At 61.5% G+C, this 19,894-nt stretch carries 13 protein-coding genes and 1 pseudogene; 7 read left to right on the top strand and 7 right to left on the bottom strand.

Going from position 1 to position 19,894, the window contains the following annotated elements; all coding sequences use genetic code 11:
- Positions 1–10 precede the first annotated feature (10 nt).
- The 6 genes from E0D86_RS21980 to lon form a co-directional block, all read right to left on the bottom strand.
- Positions 11–121 carry a DUF2905 family protein gene (locus E0D86_RS21980; protein WP_256681220.1) on the bottom strand — a complete coding sequence of 37 codons (111 nt, stop codon included), beginning with the start codon at positions 119–121 and terminating at the stop codon, positions 11–13.
- Positions 122–244: 123 nt separating this feature from the next.
- Positions 245–1,138: a LysR family transcriptional regulator gene (locus E0D86_RS13875; RefSeq protein WP_131650945.1), complete on the bottom strand. Its 894-nt coding sequence runs from the start codon at positions 1,136–1,138 to the stop codon at positions 245–247.
- Between the two features lie 467 nt (positions 1,139–1,605).
- Positions 1,606–2,568: a tRNA 5-methoxyuridine(34)/uridine 5-oxyacetic acid(34) synthase CmoB gene (gene cmoB, locus E0D86_RS13865; protein WP_131650624.1), complete on the bottom strand. Its 963-nt coding sequence runs from the start codon at positions 2,566–2,568 to the stop codon at positions 1,606–1,608.
- Positions 2,565–3,305, bottom strand: coding sequence for a carboxy-S-adenosyl-L-methionine synthase CmoA (gene cmoA / locus E0D86_RS13860; RefSeq protein ID WP_177493060.1), 741 nt, complete (start codon positions 3,303–3,305; stop codon positions 2,565–2,567). Before cmoA ends, cmoB begins: the two co-directional genes overlap by 4 nt.
- 106 nt (positions 3,306–3,411) lie before the next feature.
- Positions 3,412–3,804 carry a protease inhibitor I42 family protein gene (locus E0D86_RS13855; protein ID WP_131650622.1) on the bottom strand — a complete coding sequence of 131 codons (393 nt, stop codon included), beginning with the start codon at positions 3,802–3,804 and terminating at the stop codon, positions 3,412–3,414.
- A gap of 190 nt (positions 3,805–3,994) precedes the next feature.
- Positions 3,995–6,376, bottom strand: coding sequence for an endopeptidase La (lon, locus tag E0D86_RS13850; RefSeq protein WP_131650621.1), 2,382 nt, complete (start codon positions 6,374–6,376; stop codon positions 3,995–3,997).
- Between the two features lie 137 nt (positions 6,377–6,513).
- On the opposite strand from lon, the gene E0D86_RS13845 reads away from it, so the two are divergent.
- The 3 genes from E0D86_RS13845 (at position 6,514) to putP (E0D86_RS13835) (ending at position 12,442) form a co-directional block, all read left to right on the top strand.
- Entirely contained in the window at positions 6,514–7,269 is a 756-nt protein-coding gene (locus E0D86_RS13845) for an AraC family transcriptional regulator (RefSeq protein ID WP_131650620.1), read from the top strand.
- 199 nt (positions 7,270–7,468) lie between these two features.
- Positions 7,469–10,630: a bifunctional proline dehydrogenase/L-glutamate gamma-semialdehyde dehydrogenase PutA gene (gene putA, locus E0D86_RS13840; protein ID WP_131650619.1), complete on the top strand. Its 3,162-nt coding sequence runs from the start codon at positions 7,469–7,471 to the stop codon at positions 10,628–10,630.
- Positions 10,631–10,957: 327 nt separating this feature from the next.
- The gene (gene putP / locus E0D86_RS13835) at positions 10,958–12,442 is read left to right on the top strand and encodes a sodium/proline symporter PutP (RefSeq protein WP_131650618.1); all 1,485 of its coding nucleotides are present in this window, start codon (positions 10,958–10,960) and stop codon (positions 12,440–12,442) included.
- An 81-nt stretch (positions 12,443–12,523) separates the two neighbouring features.
- Here putP (E0D86_RS13835) and E0D86_RS13830 read toward each other — a convergent pair whose 3' ends face one another.
- Complete coding sequence (locus tag E0D86_RS13830; RefSeq protein ID WP_131650617.1) at positions 12,524–12,748, bottom strand: DUF3203 family protein; 225 nt, start codon at positions 12,746–12,748, stop codon at positions 12,524–12,526.
- Between the two features lie 311 nt (positions 12,749–13,059).
- Between E0D86_RS13830 and putP (E0D86_RS13825) the strand changes: the two genes are divergently transcribed.
- The 4 genes and pseudogenes from putP (E0D86_RS13825) to E0D86_RS13810 form a co-directional block, all read left to right on the top strand.
- Entirely contained in the window at positions 13,060–14,544 is a 1,485-nt protein-coding gene (putP, locus tag E0D86_RS13825; RefSeq protein WP_131650616.1) for a sodium/proline symporter PutP, read from the top strand.
- Between the two features lie 270 nt (positions 14,545–14,814).
- The gene (locus E0D86_RS13820) at positions 14,815–16,848 is read left to right on the top strand and encodes a TonB-dependent receptor (RefSeq protein ID WP_131650615.1); all 2,034 of its coding nucleotides are present in this window, start codon (positions 14,815–14,817) and stop codon (positions 16,846–16,848) included.
- Positions 16,849–17,118: 270 nt separating this feature from the next.
- Positions 17,119–18,525, top strand: coding sequence for an alpha/beta hydrolase (locus E0D86_RS13815; protein ID WP_131650614.1), 1,407 nt, complete (start codon positions 17,119–17,121; stop codon positions 18,523–18,525).
- A gap of 88 nt (positions 18,526–18,613) precedes the next feature.
- Positions 18,614–19,319: pseudogene (locus E0D86_RS13810) on the top strand (DUF4113 domain-containing protein); the annotation flags it as partial.
- Positions 19,320–19,894 lie beyond the last annotated feature (575 nt).

Genomic DNA, 19,894 nt, shown 5'->3' with positions numbered 1-19,894 from the left:
CGACAGCCTGTCAGCGCCGAAACAGATTCAGCAGAATTGTCAGCAATACGCTCAGAATGATCATCGACGTAATGGGAATGAAGGTGCGGCTGCGCTCCGACTCGAGGCGGATGTCACCCAAACCAGCTCAGCAGCCCGGGTACGTAGTGCAGCAGCACACCGAGCAGAAGCAACAACAGACCTGCGCCAATCAACCATTTCGCCATACCGCCTCTCGTTCTCCTGTCGTACCCGATCAGACCGACTACTTGTGATACGCCATAAAGGCCGCAATGACATGCCGCGAGAGCACATCCACCGGCTCGCTGCAGTCTGCGGCGCGTAGCAGTTTTATCTGGTAGTCGCCGAGTTTCGGCAGGCTGCTGCTTTCTTCCAGACGTTTCAGCGGATGCCTGATCAGGCTCAACGGATAGGGCGCGACCGCCAGGTCGGCCATCATGGCTGCTTCCTGTCCGGCGCATTGCTCGCTGGAATAGGCGATGCGATAAGAACGGCCTGCACGGTCGAGCGCATCCAATGCCTGACGTCGCCATGAGCACCCGGGACTCGCCAGCGCCAGCGGCAAAGGGGTGCGCTCGACCGCGACGCCGCCCGCTCGACCAGCCCAGACCAATGGTTCGCTGTGAATGGTCTCGCCACGCGAGTCGTCCTGGCCAAGGTTGCCGACACTAATGAGTGCGACATCCAGTTCGCCGGCATCGATGCGTTGGATCATGTCCAGGCTACGACCCACAGATACATCGACCTCGATTCCCGGATGAGTGCGTGCGAACAGTGACAGCAGGCCCGGCAGGATATGCGTGCCGAGGTCGCCCGGCGTACCGAACCGAACCCGCCCGACCAGCCTCGGCGCAATGAAGGCGTTGACCGTTTCCTCGTTGAGTTTGAGCAACCGCCGGGCATAGCCCAACAAGCGCTCGCCATCGGCCGTCAGTGCGATGCGTCGGGCCTCGCGAACGAACAGCGTGCAGCCAAGCATGGTCTCCAGCCGTTTGATTTGCATGCTGACGGCCGAGGTGGTGCGAAAGATCTGTCCGGCTGCTCGTGTGAAGCTGCCGCTTTCTGCAATCGAGACGAAGGTACGCAGCACATCGATTTCAAGCAGCGGCATGGCGGATTGGGGAAGTTCTTCGGGCATACCTGGCATGGGATGGCCTTCAATTTTCTTGAACCTGAAGTTTTATTGTAGTCGTTTGTCTGAATCGTCAAGGGCGCTCAATCTGATTCTGCCGATCGCGAATGACGGTCGGTTGGTATCGGGTGCGCCCATGCGCCCTCTTAGCAGGAGGATGCAATGCGAGATTTAGAACGTCAGCCAGAACGGCAGCACAAACGTGACGTGATTGGCGATCGGGATCGGCCAGCAGTGCCGGAGTTCTATATGCCGGCCATGTGGCCAGTCGAACTTCAGCAATTATTGACCGATTGGTTCGTGGCCTGGCGGAAACGGCGCTTGTACCGGTGCCTGCTCAGGCTCAGCGACCAACAACTGGACAGGCGTGATCTGAGCCGCTCGCGGCTCGTCGAGAGGGAGCGCATGCCGTTAAGGCATATAGTGGCGGAGCAGCGTTGCCGACGCGGGTGCCAGGAAGCGAACTCGTAAGCCTATGGCTTGCGTGCGATCAGCACGGCACGCATCGGCGCCGGTAACCCTTCGATGGTCTTGCTGTGATCCTGGGGGTTGAGAAATTCCGGCAGCGACTGATAGCGCATCCAGTCGGTGCTGCGCTGTTCCTGGACGCTGGTGATGCTGACGTCGACGCAACGCACATCCACGAAGCCTGCACGGCGCAGCCAGCATTCCAGCGCCGCCACCGAGGGCAGGAACCAGACGTTGCGCATCTGCGCATAGCGGTCTTCGGGGACCAGCGCGGTGTGTTCGTCGCCTTCGACCACCAGGGTTTCCAGCACCAGTTCGCCGCCTTTGAGCAGGCAATCTTTCAGGTCGAGGAGATGATCGACGGGTGAGCGGCGGTGGTAGAGCACGCCCATGGAGAACACGGTGTCGAAGCCTTCGAGCTTGGCCGGCAGCTCTTCCAGAGCCATCGGCAAGTGCCAGACCGGCAGTTCTTCGAGGTAGCGCTTCATCGCGTGGAACTGGCAGAAGAACAGCCAGTTTGGGTCGATACCCACCACCGAGTCGGCGCCAGCACCGAGCATGCGCCACATGTAGTAGCCGTTGCCGCAGCCGACATCGAGGATGCGCTTGCCGGCAAGATCGAGATGCGGCGACACGCGATCCCATTTCCAATCGGATCGCCACTCGGTGTCGACGTGCACGCCGAACACATCGAACGGCCCTTTGCGCCATGGCGACAGACCGAACAGCGCATCATGGGTGACGGCGCGGGTGGCGTCGTTGCACTCGGCCTCCAGACGGAAAGCATCGCGCAGTTCGACAGCGCTGGGATGAATGTCAGGCAGCGCATCGACGGCACGACGCCAGCGCGGCAGATCGCCGTGGCCGATGGCGAGCTTGGCGTCGAGTTGCTGTTGCAGGCCATTGGCCCATGCGGCCAGCGGGGTGCCGGCCAGGCGCCAGGCGAGGGGAGTCAGATCGAGGTTCATGGCAGGGCGATCAACGAGGCGAAATTCAGGCACTGGAACCACGGCACCACCTTGGAGAATCCGGCGTCCAGCAGGCGCTGGCGGTGGGTTTCCAGGCTGTCGGGCTTCATCACGTTCTCGATGGCGCTGCGCTTCTGGGCAATTTCCAGTTCGCTGTAGCCATTGGCGCGCTTGAACGCGATGTGCAAGTCGGTCAGTAGCGCGTGCTCCTGCTCGTCTTCGAAGCGCAGTTTTTCCGAGAGAATTAGCGCGCCGCCTGGTACCAGCGCTTGGCGAATGGCGCCGAGCAGAGCCGGACGCTGTTCTCGCGGGATGAACTGCAGGGTGAAGTTGAGCGCCACCAGCGAAGTCGGTTGGTACTGCAGCGCCAGAACATCGGCCTCGATCACCTCGACGGGCAGCAATTCCTGAAACATCGAGTCCTGCGCATGCAGGTATTCGCGGCAGCGCTCGACCATCGCCGATGAGTTGTCGACTGCAACGACTTGGCAATTTTCGGTTTTCACGTGCCGGCGCAGCGCCTGGCTGACCGCGCCCAGCGAACAGCCGAGATCGTAGAGGCAGGTATTCGGCTGGGCGAATTGCGCCGCCAGCACGCCGATGTTCTCGACGATGGTCGGGTAACCCGGCACCGAGCGCTTGATCATGTCAGGGAACACGCGCACCACGTCTTCGTTGAACGCGAAGTCCTGGGGTTGGGCGAGGGGCTGGGCGAACAGGCGGTCTGGGTCGTGGATCACGGCGGTGTCTGGGCAGGCTGAAAAACAGGGGCGGCATTGTAGCGGAAAGCCGCTCGTGTCGCCGTTGCCGACTGGACGATCGGCACGGATAAGGCAGTCGCGGTTACTGCACTTCGATACGGCAGTCGAACAGGCCTGCGGGCTCGTCCTCGGTCTCCCATGGGCGCTGATAGGTCAGGTACAGCCGACCTGCGCCGGCCTGTTCGGCCTGGAAACGCCAGGTGGAAATACCATCGCCGCCGATCAGATCGTTTTTCGCCGAGCTGAACACCTCGGGGCCGAGGCTCTTCAACTGTTCGGACGAAACTTCACGAAGATGCCAGCGATAACCGGTGGCCGGGTTGCTGGGCAGGCTGAGGATCAAGATCTGGCCACGCTGCAACGACAACGGGCAGGCCGCGTCTTCATTCAGCGCGACACTGCCGGAGGGCTTACTGGCGCAGCCGGCAAGCAGCAGCACGGAGGCGAATGACAGCAGGCGGGGCAGTGTAGACATGGGCGAACGGGGCTCTATATAGGCGGGCTTGCGTCGAACCATAAGGCGCCTGCGGCCAATCGTAAAGGCTGTGCTTTTACCAAGAAGCAGGTTGCTGGCGATGCCTGGGCACGGATCGCCAGCAAACTCGGTGGTCAAGATTGCGGCTATCGGAGCCTGAATGGAAGGGCTCCGACACTGCACTGGATCGTCAGAACAGCACCTTGACCACATCACTGAAGCGCTTGGCGAAATGCATCGTCAGGCCTTCCTTCAGATAGTCCGGTAGCTCCTCGAAATCCCCGCGGTTCAGCTCAGGGATGATCAGTTCATAGAGTTTCAGGCGTCGCGCGGCGATCACCTTCTCGCGCAGGCCGCCGATGGGCAACACCAGGCCGGTCAGGGTCAGCTCGCCGGTCATCGCCACGCCCTTTTTCGGCGCCTGATTACGCGCAAGCGACAGCAATGCGCTGGCCATGCTGATGCCGGCGCTGGGGCCGTCCTTCGGTGTCGCGCCTTCGGGCACATGCATATGCACGAAAGCTTGATCGAAGAACTTCGGATCGCCTTTGAATTCCTTCAAGTGCGCGTTCACATAGCTGAAGGCGATTTCGGCCGACTCCTTCATCACATCGCCGAGCTTGCCGGTGAGTTTGAACCCGCGGTTCAGCGTATGGATGCGTGTCGCCTCGATCGGCAGTGTGGCGCCTCCCATGCTGTTCCAGGCCAGCCCCGTGACCACGCCTACACCGGTGAGCAATTGTTCGGGATGCCAGAACGGCATGCCCAGATAGCTTTCGACGTTTTTCGGGCCGATCTTGATCTTGCTGTCTGGCTCGTCGAGCAGCTTGACCACCGCCTTGCGCACCATCTTGCCAAGCTGCTTGTCGAGTTGGCGCACTCCTGCTTCCCGCGCGTACCCCTCGATCAAATGGCGCAATGCACTGTCGCTGATGGACAGGCGATTTTTAGGTACGCCGGCCCGCTCCAGTTGCCGCGGCCAGAGATGGCGCTTGGCGATGGCGAGCTTTTCTTCGGTGATGTAGCCGGACAGCCGAATGATTTCCATCCGGTCGAGCAGCGGTCCGGGAATCGAATAGAGGCTGTTGGCTGTGCAAACGAACAGCACCTTGGACAGATCGAGACGCAGATCCAGGTAATGGTCGAGGAAGCCAACGTTCTGCTCGGGGTCGAGGGTTTCCAGCAGCGCCGAGGCCGGGTCGCCCTGATGGCTGTTGCCGAGCTTGTCGACCTCATCGAGCATGATGACTGGGTTCATCACCTCGACTTCCTTCAGCGCCTGCACCAGCTTGCCGGGCAGGGCGCCGATATAGGTCCGGCGATGGCCTTTGATTTCCGCTTCGTCGCGCATGCCGCCGACGCTGAAACGATAGAAGGGCCGCCCCAGCGATTCGGCGATGGACTTGCCGATGCTGGTCTTGCCTACGCCTGGCGGGCCGACCAGCAGCACGATGGACCCGGCGATCTCGCCGCGGAACGCACCGACCGCGAGAAACTCGATGATGCGGCTCTTGATGTCGTCCAGCCCGGCGTGGTGATCGTTGAGTATTTTCCGTGCGCGTTCGAGGTCGAGCTTGTCCTCGCTGTACAGGCCCCAGGGCATCGAGGTTGCCCAGTCCAGATAATTGCGCGTCACCGCGTACTCCGGCGAGCCAGTTTCCAACACGGACAGCTTGGTCAGCTCATCGTCGATGCGCTTCTGCGCGGCGGGCGGCAACACCTTGCCTTCCAGTCGCGAGCGGAATTCGTCGGCGTCGGCGCTGCGATCGTCCTTGGTGATGCCCAATTCCTGCTGGATGATTTTCAGCTGTTCCTTAAGGAAGAACTCGCGCTGACGCTCGCCGATCTTGCGATTGACCTCGCCGGTCAGTTCCTTCTGCAGCTTGGCGACCTCGACCTCCTTGCGCAGCAGTGGCAGCACCTTTTCCATGCGCTTGAGCACGGGTACGGTGTCGAGCACTTCCTGCAATTCCAGGCCGGGCGCCGTAGTCAGGGCCGCGGCGAAGTCGGTCAGGGGCGACGGCGCGTTCGGGCTGAAGCGGTTGAGGTAGTTCTTCAGCTCCTCGCTGTATAGCGGGTTGAGCGGTAGCAGCTCTTTGATCGCGTTGATCAGGGCCATGCCGTACGCCTTGACCTCATCGCGCGGGTCCTCGTCGCTCTGCGGGTAATCCACCTCGACCAGGTAGGGAGGCTTGCGCCGCAACCAGCCGCGAATGCGCACGCGAGCCATGCCTTGGGCGACGAACTGCAGCTTGCCGCCTTCCTTCGATGCGTGGTGCACGCGGACCATGGTGCCGTGCTCGGGCAGGCTGTCCGGGTCGAAACTGGCGGCGTCCTGCGCCGGCGTGTCCATATAAAAGAGGGCCAGGCCCTGGTGCGGCGTCTTGCCAACCAGTTCCAGCGTGTCGGCCCAAGGGTCTTCATTGACGATGACCGGCAAGACTTGAGCGGGAAAGAAAGGCCGGTTATGTACCGGAATGATGTACAGCTTGTCCGGCAGGTTCTGATCCGGCAGTACCAGTCCAGTGGATGAATCGTCCTGCTCGAATTGGTGATTGATGTCGTCGTTCATGCGGCACCTGTTGCGAGTACGTGCTCTTTAGATGGGTCTGCGGCAAATGATTTCAATCCAATTGGCCGCGCATCCCCGTCAACTGTAAAAAACCGGTCGGCTCCGGTAGAGTGCGGCGACAAGCCAGGTACCCCGCCATGCTCAACGCACGTCTGCTTCGCCTCGATGATCAGGCCCACGAACACGCACACGATTACCACCAATTGGTGCTGTCGCTGTCCGGCAGTGCGGAGTTCGAAGTGGATGGTTCTGGTGGGGAAGTCTGCCGCATGCGCGCCTGCCTGGTGCCGGGTCATGCCGAGCATGAGTTCGCCGGCAAGGGTGACAACCGCATGCTGATCATCGATCTCGACGAGCAGGACCTGAGCGCCGATGATCCTTGGCTGCTGGCCCAGCTGTTCGAGACCCCGCGTTATCCGGCGCTGGATGCCGATTTTCAGAATCTGCTCAATTACGCCGGTGCCGAACTGGCCCGCTACGGCAGCGATCCATTGCTGGCGCGTGCCCTGGGTGGCGTGCTGCTGCGGGCATTGCATCTGCGAGTGTTCGGTGAATCGACGCGTCGGCCGACCGGCGCAATGGACATCGCCCGCCTGGATGCCCATATCGAAACCAACTTGGCGCGCCGCATTACCGTCGCCGAACTGGCCCAGATCGCGTGCCTGAGCCCCAGCCACTTCCACGCGCAGTTCAAAGACAGCGTAGGCCTCACGCCGCATCAATACCTGCTGAAAAGCCGTCTGGATCGCGCCGCTCGGCTGCTGCGCGAGAGTCCGCTGCCATTGGTACGGATTGCGGAGGAGTGCGGTTTTTCCAGCCAGAGTGCGCTGACTACCGCGACCCGGCGCTATCTTGGACTCACGCCAAAGCGCCTGCGTAGCAGCGAACGCTGAAGTTTTCTGGCTAACGCTGAGACGTGCGGTGCAGTCTTGAAATCCCGTAGTTTTTTGCAAAAGTTCAGTAGCTTCGCGCAACAACACAAAACCCTCTCGCCGTAGATTCCCCTACCGTTTGGCGTCCGCTGCGGTGTAATCACTGGCGTGCGTGTCCGCTAATCTGATTCGAACAACACTCCACGAGAGGAGCGGCGCGATGTTCAAAGCCGGTCAAGTCTTGCAGGGCGATTTCGCCAATCTGAAAGCCGCCGAATTCTTCCCCGCCATCAGCGCCAATTACAGCGTTGACGAGGCGGCCTACCTGAACGAGTTATTGCAGCTGGCCGACCCCGGCGATGCGGGCATCGAAGCCATCCGCCGTGAGGCACGCAGCCTGATCGAGGCGGTGCGCGGCCGTGATAACGCCGTCGACACCCTCGATGCGCTGCTGCGTCAGTACAGCCTGGATACCCACGAAGGGCTGATGCTCATGTGCCTGGCCGAAGCGCTGCTGCGCGTGCCGGATTCGGCCACCGCCGACGCGCTGATCCGCGACAAGCTCAACGCCGCCGAGTGGGAACGTCACCTCGGCCAGAGCGACAACGTGCTGGTTAACTTCGCCGCCTGGGGCCTGGTGATGACCGGCAAGGTGGTCGACCCGGACAACACAGATGGCCGTCCTAAGAATGTCATCGGTCGCCTCATCAAACGCTCCGGCGAGCCAGTAATCCGCGCGGCGATGAACCAGGCCATGAAGCTGATGGGCAAGCAGTTCGTCCTGGGTCGCACCATCTCCGAAGCGCTGAAGAACGGCCGTCCAGAGCGTGAGAAGGGCTACACCTATTCCTTCGACATGCTCGGCGAAGCGGCACTGACCGCCGAGGATGCCGCCAAATATATGGCTGACTACCGTCAGGCCGTTAAAACCGTCGGTGCCGAGCCGCAAGTCGGACCCGGCCCGCGTCCGTCGGTATCCATCAAGTTGTCCGCACTGCATCCGCGCTACGAAGTGGCCCAGCGCGAACGCGTGCTGACCGAATTGTTCGAGAGCGTCCGCGAGCTGGCGATTCTGGCTCGCTCGCTCGATGTCGGCATCACCATCGATGCCGAAGAGGCCGACCGCCTCGAACTGTCGCTGGAACTGTACGAAAAACTCATGCGCGACCCGGCCATTGCTGGCTGGGGCGAGTTCGGTCTGGTCATTCAGGCCTACTCCAAGCGTTGTCTGCCGGTGCTGGTCTGGCTGACGCTGCTGGGCAAGGAGCTGGGCGCGCGCATTCCGCTGCGTCTGGTCAAGGGCGCCTATTGGGACAGCGAGATCAAGCAGTGCCAGGTCCAGGGACTGGATGGCTATCCGGTCTACACCCGTAAGGAAGGCACCGACACCTCCTATCTGGCCTGCGCGCGTTACCTCCTGTCCGAGCACACCCGTGATGTGATTTATCCGCAGTTCGCTAGCCACAACGCGCATACCGTCAGCTGCATCCTGAATATGGTCGGCGAGCTGAAGGCGCCGCGTGAGTTCGAATTCCAACGCCTGCATGGCATGGGCGACGCGCTTTACGACACGGTGATCGAGAAGTACCGCAAGAACGTACGCATCTACGCGCCGGTCGGCGCTCACAAGGACCTGCTGCCGTATCTGGTGCGACGTCTGCTGGAAAACGGCGCCAACTCGTCGTTCGTCCACCAACTGGTCGACCCGCGCGTGCCGGTGGAAACTCTAATCGATCATCCGGTCACCCAGCTGCGTCAGTTCAAGACCCTCGGTAACCATCGCATTCCGCTTCCGCCGGCGCTGTACGGCAACCGGACCAACTCGCAAGGCATCAACATGAACATCCAGACTCAGTGGAACGAACTGTCCAGCGCCTACCAGACTTTCCTTGATCGTCAGTGGCAAGCGGCCCCGGTCATTGGAGGGCAGACGCTCTCCGGCACACCGAGCAAGGTGCACTGCCCGTATGACTTGGGCAAAGAAGTCGGCACCGCGCAGTTCGCCACCGCCGAGCAGGCCAAGCAGGCCGTTGACGGTCTGGCCGCGTTCTGGCCACGCTGGAACGCCACACCGGTCGAGCAGCGCGCGCGGATTCTCGAGCGTCTGGGTGATCTATTGGAAGCCAACCGTGCCGAGCTGATGTCCATGTGCACGCTAGAGGCCGGCAAAACCCTGCAGGACGGCATCGATGAAGTGCGTGAAGCTGTCGACTTCTGCCGTTACTACGCGCAGCAGGCGCGTCTGAAGCTGGGTCGCGAAGAACTCAAGGGCCCGACCGGCGAGCGTAACGAGCTGTTCCACGAAGGCCGCGGCGTGTTCGTCTGCATCAGCCCCTGGAACTTCCCGCTGGCGATCTACCTCGGTCAGATCACCGCGGCCCTGGTTGCAGGCAACACCGTCCTGGCCAAGCCGGCCGAGCAGACCAGCCTGATCGCTGCGCGCGCATTGGAACTGATGTTCGAAGCCGGCCTGCCGAAGGACGCGCTTGCCTTCCTGCCGGGCGACGGCGCCACCCTGGGCGGCGTGTTCTGCCGCGATCCACGTGTGGTGGGCGTGTGCTTCACTGGGTCCACCGACACGGCGCGCATCATCAACCGCCAACTGGCCGAGAAGGAGGGCGCCATCGCCACGCTGATCGCTGAAACCGGCGGCCAGAACGCGATGATCGTCGATTCCACCGCGCTGCCCGAGCAAGTGGTCAAGGATGCCGTCGGCTCGGCTTTCACCAGCGCCGGCCAGCGTTGCTCGGCGCTGCGCGTGCTCTATGTGCAGCGCGACATTGCCGACCGTGTCATCGAACTGCTCAAGGGCGCCATGGCCGAGCTGAAAGTCGGTCCGACTCATCTGCGCGAAAACGACTTGGGCCCGGTGATCGATGCCGACGCCCGTGATGGTCTGCTGGCGCATATCCAGCAGCTCAAGGCCGAAGGCAAGCTGATCGCCGAAGCCAAGCTGCCGGGCAGCCACAATGGCCATTTCGTCGCACCGGTGGCGTTCGAGATTGGCGGGATCCACGAGTTGAAGAAGGAACACTTCGGTCCGGTGTTGCACGTGGTGCGTTTCGATGCGGCGGATCTGGAAAAGGTCGTCGCCGATATCAATGCCACCGGTTACGGCCTGACCCTCGGCATACACAGCCGCAACGAGGAAACTGCGGCGCGCATCGAGGCCTTGGCGCGGATCGGCAACCTCTACGTCAACCGCAACCAGGTCGGTGCGGTGGTCGGCGTGCAGCCCTTCGGTGGCTGCGGCCTGTCCGGCACCGGCCCGAAGGCGGGCGGCCCGAGCTACCTGCTGCGTTTCACCAACGAGCGCACCACGTCCACCAACACCACTGCCGTAGGCGGTAACGCTTCGCTGCTTTCGCTTGGCGACGACTGACGGAGGAGTGCTTCGGCAGGCCAGGCGGCCCGCATTCGCCGCGAGGGCGCGCCTCCCACGGGGGTAGCGGTGCGCACTTGCCGCTTTTGTGGGAGGCCCGCCTCGGGGCGAAGCTTTTGGGCTTCAGGCTTTCTTTGCGGCACCTGGTTTCACTCCGGCCGCCTCGGCGGCCGGATCAAACAATAGAACAGTTGGCGGATCGCTCTTCCGCCACTGATGGACCCGATTGGGTCCGTCGTCGGTGATGGCGCGAACCGCCATCGCCCTCTGCCAGATGGGATCGGGAATACCCTCGCGCCCATCAACAATAACTAACGAGGGAACAAGATGAGCATCAGTACACCCACTCTGGTCACGTTCGTGATCTATATCGGCGCGATGCTGTTGATTGGCTTCGTCGCCTATCGCGCCACCAAGAACTTCGACGACTACATTCTCGGCGGCCGCAGCCTCGGCAGTTTCGTCACGGCCCTGTCGGCTGGTGCTTCGGACATGAGCGGTTGGCTGCTGATGGGCCTGCCAGGGGCGATCTTCGTCGCGGGCCTTTCGGAAAGCTGGATCGCGATCGGCCTGATCGCCGGTGCCTGGCTGAACTGGCTGTTCGTGGCCGGACGCCTGCGCGTGCACACCGAGCGCAACAACAACGCACTGACGCTGCCGGATTACTTCTCGCACCGTTTCGAAGATGACAGCCGCATGCTGCGCATTTTCTCGGCATTGGTGGTTTTGGTGTTCTTCACCATTTACTGCGCTTCGGGTGTGGTCGCTGGCGCGCGTCTGTTCGAGAGCAGCTTCGGCATTCCCTACGACGTCGCGCTGTGGGTCGGTGCCGCTGCAACCATCCTCTACGTATTCATCGGCGGCTTCCTCGCGGTGAGCTGGACCGACACCGTGCAGGCCACGCTGATGATCTTCGCGCTGCTGATCACGCCTGTGTTCGTCGTGCTGGCGCTGGGCGACATGGGCGCCGCGATGGATACCATCGCCACCCAGAACCCGGCTGCCTTCGACATGTTTAGCGGCCTGTCCTTCGTTGCGATCATTTCGCTGTTGGCCTGGGGCCTGGGCTACTTCGGCCAGCCGCATATCCTGGTGCGCTTCATGGCAGCCGACTCGGTGAAATCCATTCCCAATGCCCGTCGCATCGGCATGGCCTGGATGATCCTTACCTTGGCGGGAGCCGTGGCGGTGGGCTTTTTCGGGATCGCCTATTTCGCAGGGCATCCTGAATTGGCCGGGCCAGTCAGCGAGAACGGCGAGCGCGTGTTCATGGAGCTAGTGAAGATTCTATTCAACCCTTGGGTCGCCGGTATCATCCTCTCCGGCGTACTGGCCGCGGTGATGAGTACCCTCAGCGCGCAGCTGCTGGTGAGCTCCAGCGCCCTGACGCAAGACTTCTACAAAGCCATGCTGCGCAAGAACGCGTCGCAGACGGAACTGGTCTGGGTTGGCCGGGCGATGGTGCTGCTGATCGCGTTCATCGCGCTGGGCATCGCGTCCAATCCGGACAGCAAGGTGCTGGGGCTGGTGTCCTATGCTTGGGCCGGCTTCGGTGCTGCGTTCGGTCCGGTAGTGCTGATTTCGCTGCTGTGGAAAGACATGACTCGCAATGGTGCGCTGGCCGGCATGATCGTTGGCGCTGTCACCGTGGTGGTGTGGAAGGAATTCATCGGCCTGGGGCTGTACGAGATCATTCCGGGCTTCATCCTCGCCAGCATCGCCGTCGTCGTCTTCAGCAAGATTGGCCAGGGCGCCTCGCCCAGCATGATCAAACGGTTCGAAGAGGCAGCGAGCGAATACCACGGCCGCTGATTGAAGGTCGTTGAAAAGACAAACCCCGCTGTCGTTTACCGGCAGCGGGGTTTCTTTTTGTCGGGACGCCGCCGGGTGCGTTCAGTCGTCGGCGATCAGATTTTCGCGATCATCCTTGGCGCCTGCCGCTATCAGGTGTTCGGCCTGGTCTTCGGTGACATGCGTGTTGGCACCGTCGATATGCGCGACCGACATGCGCGCGGCGGGATCGGTGCTGACTCGCACATCCATTATCGCGCTGCGGTAGGTGGTGCCCTGAATGACGGCAGAGCAGGTGCCGGTCGGAATATCGAGAGTGACTGTCATGGCAAGCCTCCGAAACGCTTTCGATGGAGCCGCAGCACGAGCGCGGCTGTTGCAAGTGAGACAGTGCCGGGCGCGATCCGTTTTGCACGGCGGGTCGCGTGTTGGGCTGACCGGCAGGAAATCGGCCTGTCAGGGTCGGCCTGAAGCCGACTGGTCGGTAATTGTCGATACCGCCTGGTCACAAGCGCGGACGGCGCCGAAACGCTATGCTTTCGGCCTGTCGACCATCCGTTTACCAGCACTGCGCAGCCTAGCGCTCGCGCTTCGTCAGTGGAGACGGGGGACAACCTCCGCAGCACAAGGAAATAACAATGAATGTGAGCACCCCAACACTGATCACTTTCGTGATCTATATCTTGGCGATGATCCTCATCGGCTTCATCGCCTATCGCGCGACCAAGAACTTCGACGACTACATCCTCGGTGGCCGTAGCCTCGGCAGCTTCGTCACGGCGCTGTCGGCGGGCGCTTCGGACATGAGCGGTTGGTTGTTGCTGGGCCTGCCCGGCGCGATTTTCGTTGCCGGTCTGTCCGAGAGCTGGATCGCCATCGGCCTGATCGCCGGTGCCTGGCTCAATTGGCTTTTCGTTGCCGGCCGGTTGCGCGTGCATACCGAGCACAATCACAACGCGCTGACGCTGCCGGATTACTTCTCGCACCGCTTCGAGGACACCAGTCGACTGTTGCGGATTTTCTCCGCGCTGGTGATTTTGGTGTTCTTCACCATCTATTGCGCTTCGGGTGTGGTCGCTGGCGCGCGCCTGTTCGAGTCGACGTTCGGTATGTCTTACGATACGGCGTTGTGGGTAGGCGCTGCGGCGACGATTCTCTATGTGTTCATTGGTGGTTTCCTCGCGGTGAGCTGGACCGACACCGTGCAGGCGACGCTGATGATTTTCGCGCTGCTGATCACACCGGTGTTCGTCATCCTCGCCCTCGGCGATGTAGGCGCAGCCATGGACACCATCGCCGCGCAGGATCCGTCGAACTTCGACATGTTCAAGGGCCTGTCCTTCATCGCGATCATTTCATTGCTCGGCTGGGGGCTGGGTTATTTCGGCCAGCCGCACATTCTGGTGCGCTTCATGGCCGCCGATTCGGTGAGGACCATTCCCAACGCCCGCCGCATCGGCATGACCTGGATGATTCTGACACTGGCCGGCGCGGTGGCCGTAGGCTTCCTCGGGATTGCCTATTTCGCGGACAACCCAGCGCTAGCGGGTGCGGTGACCGAGAACGGTGAGCGAGTCTTTCTGGAGCTGGTAAAGATCCTGTTCAACCCCTGGGTCGCGGGCATCATTCTTTCTGGCGTGCTGGCGGCGGTGATGAGCACGCTCAGCGCACAGCTGCTGGTCAGCTCCAGCGCCCTGACACAGGATTTCTACAAGGCATTCCTGCGCAAAGGCGCGTCGCAGACCGAGTTGGTCTGGGTCGGTCGCGCCATGGTGCTGTTGATCGCGCTTATCGCCATCGGTATTGCGTCCAACCCCGAGAGCAAAGTCCTTGGCTTGGTTTCCTACGCCTGGGCCGGCTTCGGCGCTGCCTTTGGACCGGTCGTGCTGATCTCGTTGCTGTGGAAGCGCATGACCCGTAACGGCGCGTTGGTCGGCATGCTGGTAGGGGCGATTACCGTGGTCGTCTGGAAGGAATTCATCGGCCTGGGGCTGTACGAGATCATTCCTGGGTTCATCCTTGCGAGCATTGCCATCTATGTCGTGAGCCTGATGGGCAAGGAGCCGGCTGCTTCCATTCAGCAGCGCTTCGAAACGGCTGACGCGGAATACCGTGCCGGTTGATCGCGACGATGGACGTCTAGTCCGCCACAAGCATTACCTCGTCACCTGAACTGGCGGCGAATACAAAAACCCCGGGCTCGCTCCCGGGGTTTTTCGTTTCAGACCGAACACAACCGCTGCCAGCGCGAAGCAAGGCCGGTTACTAGCGTCCGAACAAATACTTAATCGTTACGATATAACATGTTAGATTCTCCGCCGCTCAGGAAGCTCGTTCCTGCATCACCACAGCCCGGCTGCCTTGGACGGCGCCATTGCATTCTGGAGAGTCGTATGAAACCGAAACATCACCCACTGGCCTGGGCGATCAGCCTGGCCGTCGTCCCCGCGGTCTGGGCGGCCGATCCGGTCGAACTCGAACCCGTCGTGGTCAGCGCCAGCGGTCTGGCCAAGCAGAGCCATGAGATGACGACACCGGCGGCGGTCATGGAGGGCGATGAACTGGTGCTGCGGCGTGAGGCGACCTTGGGCGAAACCCTGGAAAGCCTGCCTGGTGTACGTTCCAGCAGCTTCGGTGCCGGTGCGGCGCGCCCGGTTATCCGTGGCCTGGATGGCGCGCGCGTGAAAGTCCTGAGCGATGGCATCGAATTGCTCGATGCTTCCACCATCAGCCCCGACCACGCCGTCACCAGCGAGCCGCTACTGGCCGAGCGCATCGAAGTGCTCAAGGGCCCGGCAACCTTGCTCTACGGCGGCGGCGCGATCGGCGGTGTGGTCAACGTGATCGACAAGAAGATTCCCACCTACGTCCCGGAAAAGGGCTACGAGGGCGAACTGGAACTGCGCACCAATAGCGTGGCGAACGAAGGCGCTGGTGTGTTCGGCATCACTGCTGGCAGTGGAAACTTCGCCGTGCGCGCCGAAGGCACAAAGCGCCAGGCCGATGAGTACGAGATTCCAGGCTCGCCGGACAAGCAGGCCGGCTCCTACAACGACACCGACAGCTTCACCCTTGGCGCCAGCTTCATCGGTGAGCGCGGTTACATCGGCATGGCCTATGGCGAGCAGAACAACCGCTACGGTTTGCTGGCCCATGAACATGCCGATTGCCATACCCACGGCAGCGACTGGCATTGCGGCGGTCACGATGATCATGATGATCACGACGAGCACGGCCACGATGAGCATGACCATGAGCACGGCAGCGTCCCTTACGTCGACATGCATCAGAAGCGCTGGGACCTGCGCGGCGAGCTGAGTGACCCGCTGCCGGGCTTCGAGCTGGCGCGCCTGCGTGTTGGACACAGCAACTATCAGCACGAGGAAATCGAAGGTGGGGAAGTAGGCACGCGCTTCAATAACGATGCCACTGACGCGCGCCTGGAACTGACCCATCAGCCGCTGTTCGGCTGGCGCGGCGTGGTCGGCGCACAAACGCTGCGTCGCGACTTCGAAGCGTTGGGGGAGGAGGCCTACGTGCCGCCGACGCTGACCCGCAACCACGGGCTGTTCCTGCTCGAGGAGTACACCGCCGGGGCGTGGCGCTACGAGTTGGGACTGCGGCATGAGTGGCAGGACATCGAGGCCGATGGCCAGCGGGACACCGATCACAGCGGCACCTCGATTTCAGCCGGTGCGGTCTGGACCTTCGCGCCGGAGTATTCCCTGGGCTTCTCGCTGTCGCGCTCGCAACGCCTGCCCACAGCCGAAGAGCTCTACGCCAATGGCCCGCACGCGGCGACTCGCACCGTCGAGCTGGGCAATGTCGATCTCGAAGAAGAAACCTCGCATAACGCCGAACTCACGCTGCGCAAGTTCGCAGGCCGCGCCACCTTCAGTTTCAGTCTGTTCCGCAACGAGGTAGACGACTTCATCTATGCCGCCGATACCGGGAACGACATCGGCGGCGGCTATCGCGAGATCGAATACCGCCAGCGCGACGCCGTGCTAACCGGCGCGGAGGGCGAGGTGCGTTTCCAAGCCACCGATGCCACCGCCCTGACCCTGTTTGGCGACCACGTGCGCGGCAAGTTGCGCGACGGCGGCGGCGATCTGCCGCGCATCCCGTCAGATCGTCTCGGGGTGCGTGTAGATCAGCGCTTAGCCACTGCCCTGAGCGGCCAGCTGGAGTTTTATCGCGTGCAGCGTCAGGACGAGCTGGCCGACTACGAGACCGAAACCGGCGGCTACAACATGCTTGGCGCTGGTCTCAGCTACAGCGGCTCGTTGCAGCAGACCGACTATCTGCTCTACCTCAAAGCCAACAACCTGCTCGATGAAAAGGCGCGCCAGCACACCTCGTTCATCAAGGACGATGTATTGCTACCCGGTCGCAACCTGACCGTTGGTATGCGCTTGGCTTTCTAAGGCCCTTAAGGCGGGCAATGTCGTCATTGCCCGCCGACTCGCTCGCGCACATCGGAATCCCACCCTGATACCGGTCCCGTTGCCTTTATAAGCGCGCCGGCAGTCGAGATATTCCCAATACGACTCACCGGTCGTCTCCTCGGCATTTCCTGCATTTGACAGGTCCTAGCTTTCTGCCACGTTTAGTCGAAGTGCGCGTAGTGCTTCGCTTGGCAGTTCTGGCAAAAGCTCGCATCAATAGAACAAAAACAATAATTCAGGAGACTTCCCATGCTTCCAAGCAAGTTGGCTTCAGCCTGTGCGCGCGTCATTGCCGGCGTGATGCTGGTGGGTACGATCGGCATCGCCGCCGATGTTCAGGCTCGGTCGAAACCCATCAAACCACCGGTGTCCCACAGCGAATCACGTGAGCAGGATTCGCGCATCTTTGTTCCCATCGTATCGCCGCTGGCGGCGTTTCCTGGGCTGCCCAGTGAGCGCTGGACCGGCATTTACCAAGGCTCGTCCTACCAGATCGAAGTACCGCCGAACTGGAACGGCATGCTCGTCATGTACGCCCATGGCTATCGTGGCACTGATCCCGAACTTACCGTCGGACCACCCCCGTTCCGCCCATGGCTGCTGCAACAGGGCTACGCCTGGGCCGCATCCAGTTACAGCAAGAACTACTACGATGTGCGCGCCGGCGTCGAAGATACCAACGCCCTGGCGCTGGCCTTCAGCAACCTGACCGGCAAGCCGCAGCCGACCAAGACCTACATCACCGGGCATTCCATGGGTGGCCACGTCGCGGCAGCGGCAGTGGAGGCGGAAACCTATGCAACAGCCAACAATCGGGTCCGTTACAGCGGCTCGGTGCCCATGTGTGGCGTGACCGGCGACGTCTACGAGTTCGAATACCTGATGCACTTCACCCTGGCTGCGCAGCATCTGGCCGGCCTGGGCCCGACCATGTTCCCGGCGACGGACTTCCAGGCGAAGCTGCCGCAGATTATCGGCGCGCTGTGGAATAGCTACCCGACCGAGCCATCAGCTCAGGGACTCAAACTCGAAGGCATCGTGCGCGAACTCAGCGGCGGTGAGCGCCCGATCTTCGCCGAAGGCTTCCGCACCGGCCTGCAGAGCGTCGTACTGGGGACCGGCGGCCGGGATGGCTCGGTAGACGGAATTCTCGCCGATTCGCTAACCGGCAACCTCGCCACCCGCTATCAGTTCGACACGAACAAGGCGATGTCTCGCGAGGAGCGCGAGTTCAACGACTCGATCATCCGCGTGATCGGCCATCCCCCAGCCAACAGCATCCGCCCGGACGGCCTGCGCTGGATTCCGGTGGTGAACGGCCAGTTCAACGTCCCGGTGGTCAGCATCCACACCCTGGGCGACCTGTACGTGCCGTTCAAACACCAACAAATCTACCGCCGCAACGCCGAAGCCAACGGCAACGGCGACCTCCTGGTGCAACGCGCCATCCGCGCACCCAGCCACTGTGATTTCACCTATCAGGAACAGGTCGAAGCCATGGCCGCGATGCTGCAATGGGAACAGCAAGGCATCAAACCGGCGGGTGATGATGTGATCAATCCACGTGTCGTTGCCAATCCCGCCTATGGCTGCCAGTTCACGCGTAACGATGGCACTCAGAACCGGACGTCGCTGCCGGCTTGTCCGGAGATTTGAAACATTGGCGCCTAGGCGATAAGCCCTGCACATGCAGGGCTTTTTTATTAATCCGAATACTCTGGTCAGGCTGGCTTTTCTTTGTGAGGGCCGACGCATGACCGAACGCTCAGCAGCATGGGAATTCGTAGCGCCTGGACTTGGCCAACGCCGACGCTGGTCCCTGCGTAACAATTCAGCGTCGTGGTCGAGAGAACCTTCCGCGAGCTGCGCGGCACGCCTCGCCTTGAACTGGAAGACGTCGCGCCACCCAAACAGGAAATCTGCTGCTTGCGCATGTTCGGCGACCGCCTACGCGAACTCGCGCCTATCCGCGAAGCCGTTGCCACCTACTCGGCCCGCGCCTGTGAAAAGCTGCGCGCCCAACAGTCTTTGTGCAAGCGCGTGCGCGTCAGCATCCGCACCGGCATGTTCAAACCCGACGAGGCCAGGTTCGCCAAAGGCATCGTCTGCGAACTGCCATACCCCACCGACGACATCCGGTATATCACCCGCGCCGCCATCGCCGGGCTGGAGCTGATCTACGAGAGGGCTTCGCCTTCAGCAAAGCTGAAGTGCTGCTGATGGACCTCTGCCAACGCGGCGAATACACCGACGACCTCTTCACCGAAACCCAACCCGCCGCGTCTGAACGCGTCATGGGCGTGCTCGATGCGGTCAACGCGAAGTGGGGGCGGGATACGCTCACGCCGGGCCGCATCCCTATGACGCCGGATTGGGGGATGCGGCGGGAGATGATGAGCCAGAGTTTTACGACGCGGTTGGATCAGTTATGGGAGGTGCGGTGTAGGTAAAAGGCCCAGCGAATAAAAGCTATGCGAGTGCAGGGCTTTATCTGAAGGGCGAAAGGGAATCGAACCCTTTTGCTTGGTGTGTCGTTCCGTCTGTAAGCGGGTCGTTATGCGGTTCCCGGCTGATTCGCCTGCTCGTTTCGGCGCAGTACGTCACAGTGATTTCGACACTTTTCGACAAAACTGGAATGCGGCAACGCCAGCCGGTTTCTTCGGCATCACGGTTCGCTAAAGTAAGAAGCATACATCGAGGCAAGGAACATCGCCGCTTAGAGCTCAAGGCAAGCGAAACGCGCAGCATACAGTTGTTTCGTAAACTCTCTTCGAAGGAACTTCTTATGCTTAGGCTAGTGGCTCTGGCCTTCCTCTGTCTGTTGATACACGTCGCTTTAAGTATGGCGGATTCCGGCATGGTTGAACTCAATACTAGCCGTCTGAATTTCTCTCTCTCTGGTGACTCATTGTGGGCTGGCTACATTTTGGTGGCTGCTGCGTAGGTACTCGGGCGCATCGTCCCACTCCGATCTCATGCCGCCTCCTTGCTCAATGATTCGGGTTGTAAATAAATCTGTGCCCTT

Origin of the sequence: Pseudomonas sp. IC_126, from assembly GCF_004331835.1 — a bacterium.
Taxonomy (GTDB): Bacteria; Pseudomonadota; Gammaproteobacteria; order Pseudomonadales; family Pseudomonadaceae; genus Stutzerimonas.
Note: the sequence above shows the minus strand (reverse complement) of the source record. Positions and strands in the feature narration are given on the sequence as shown.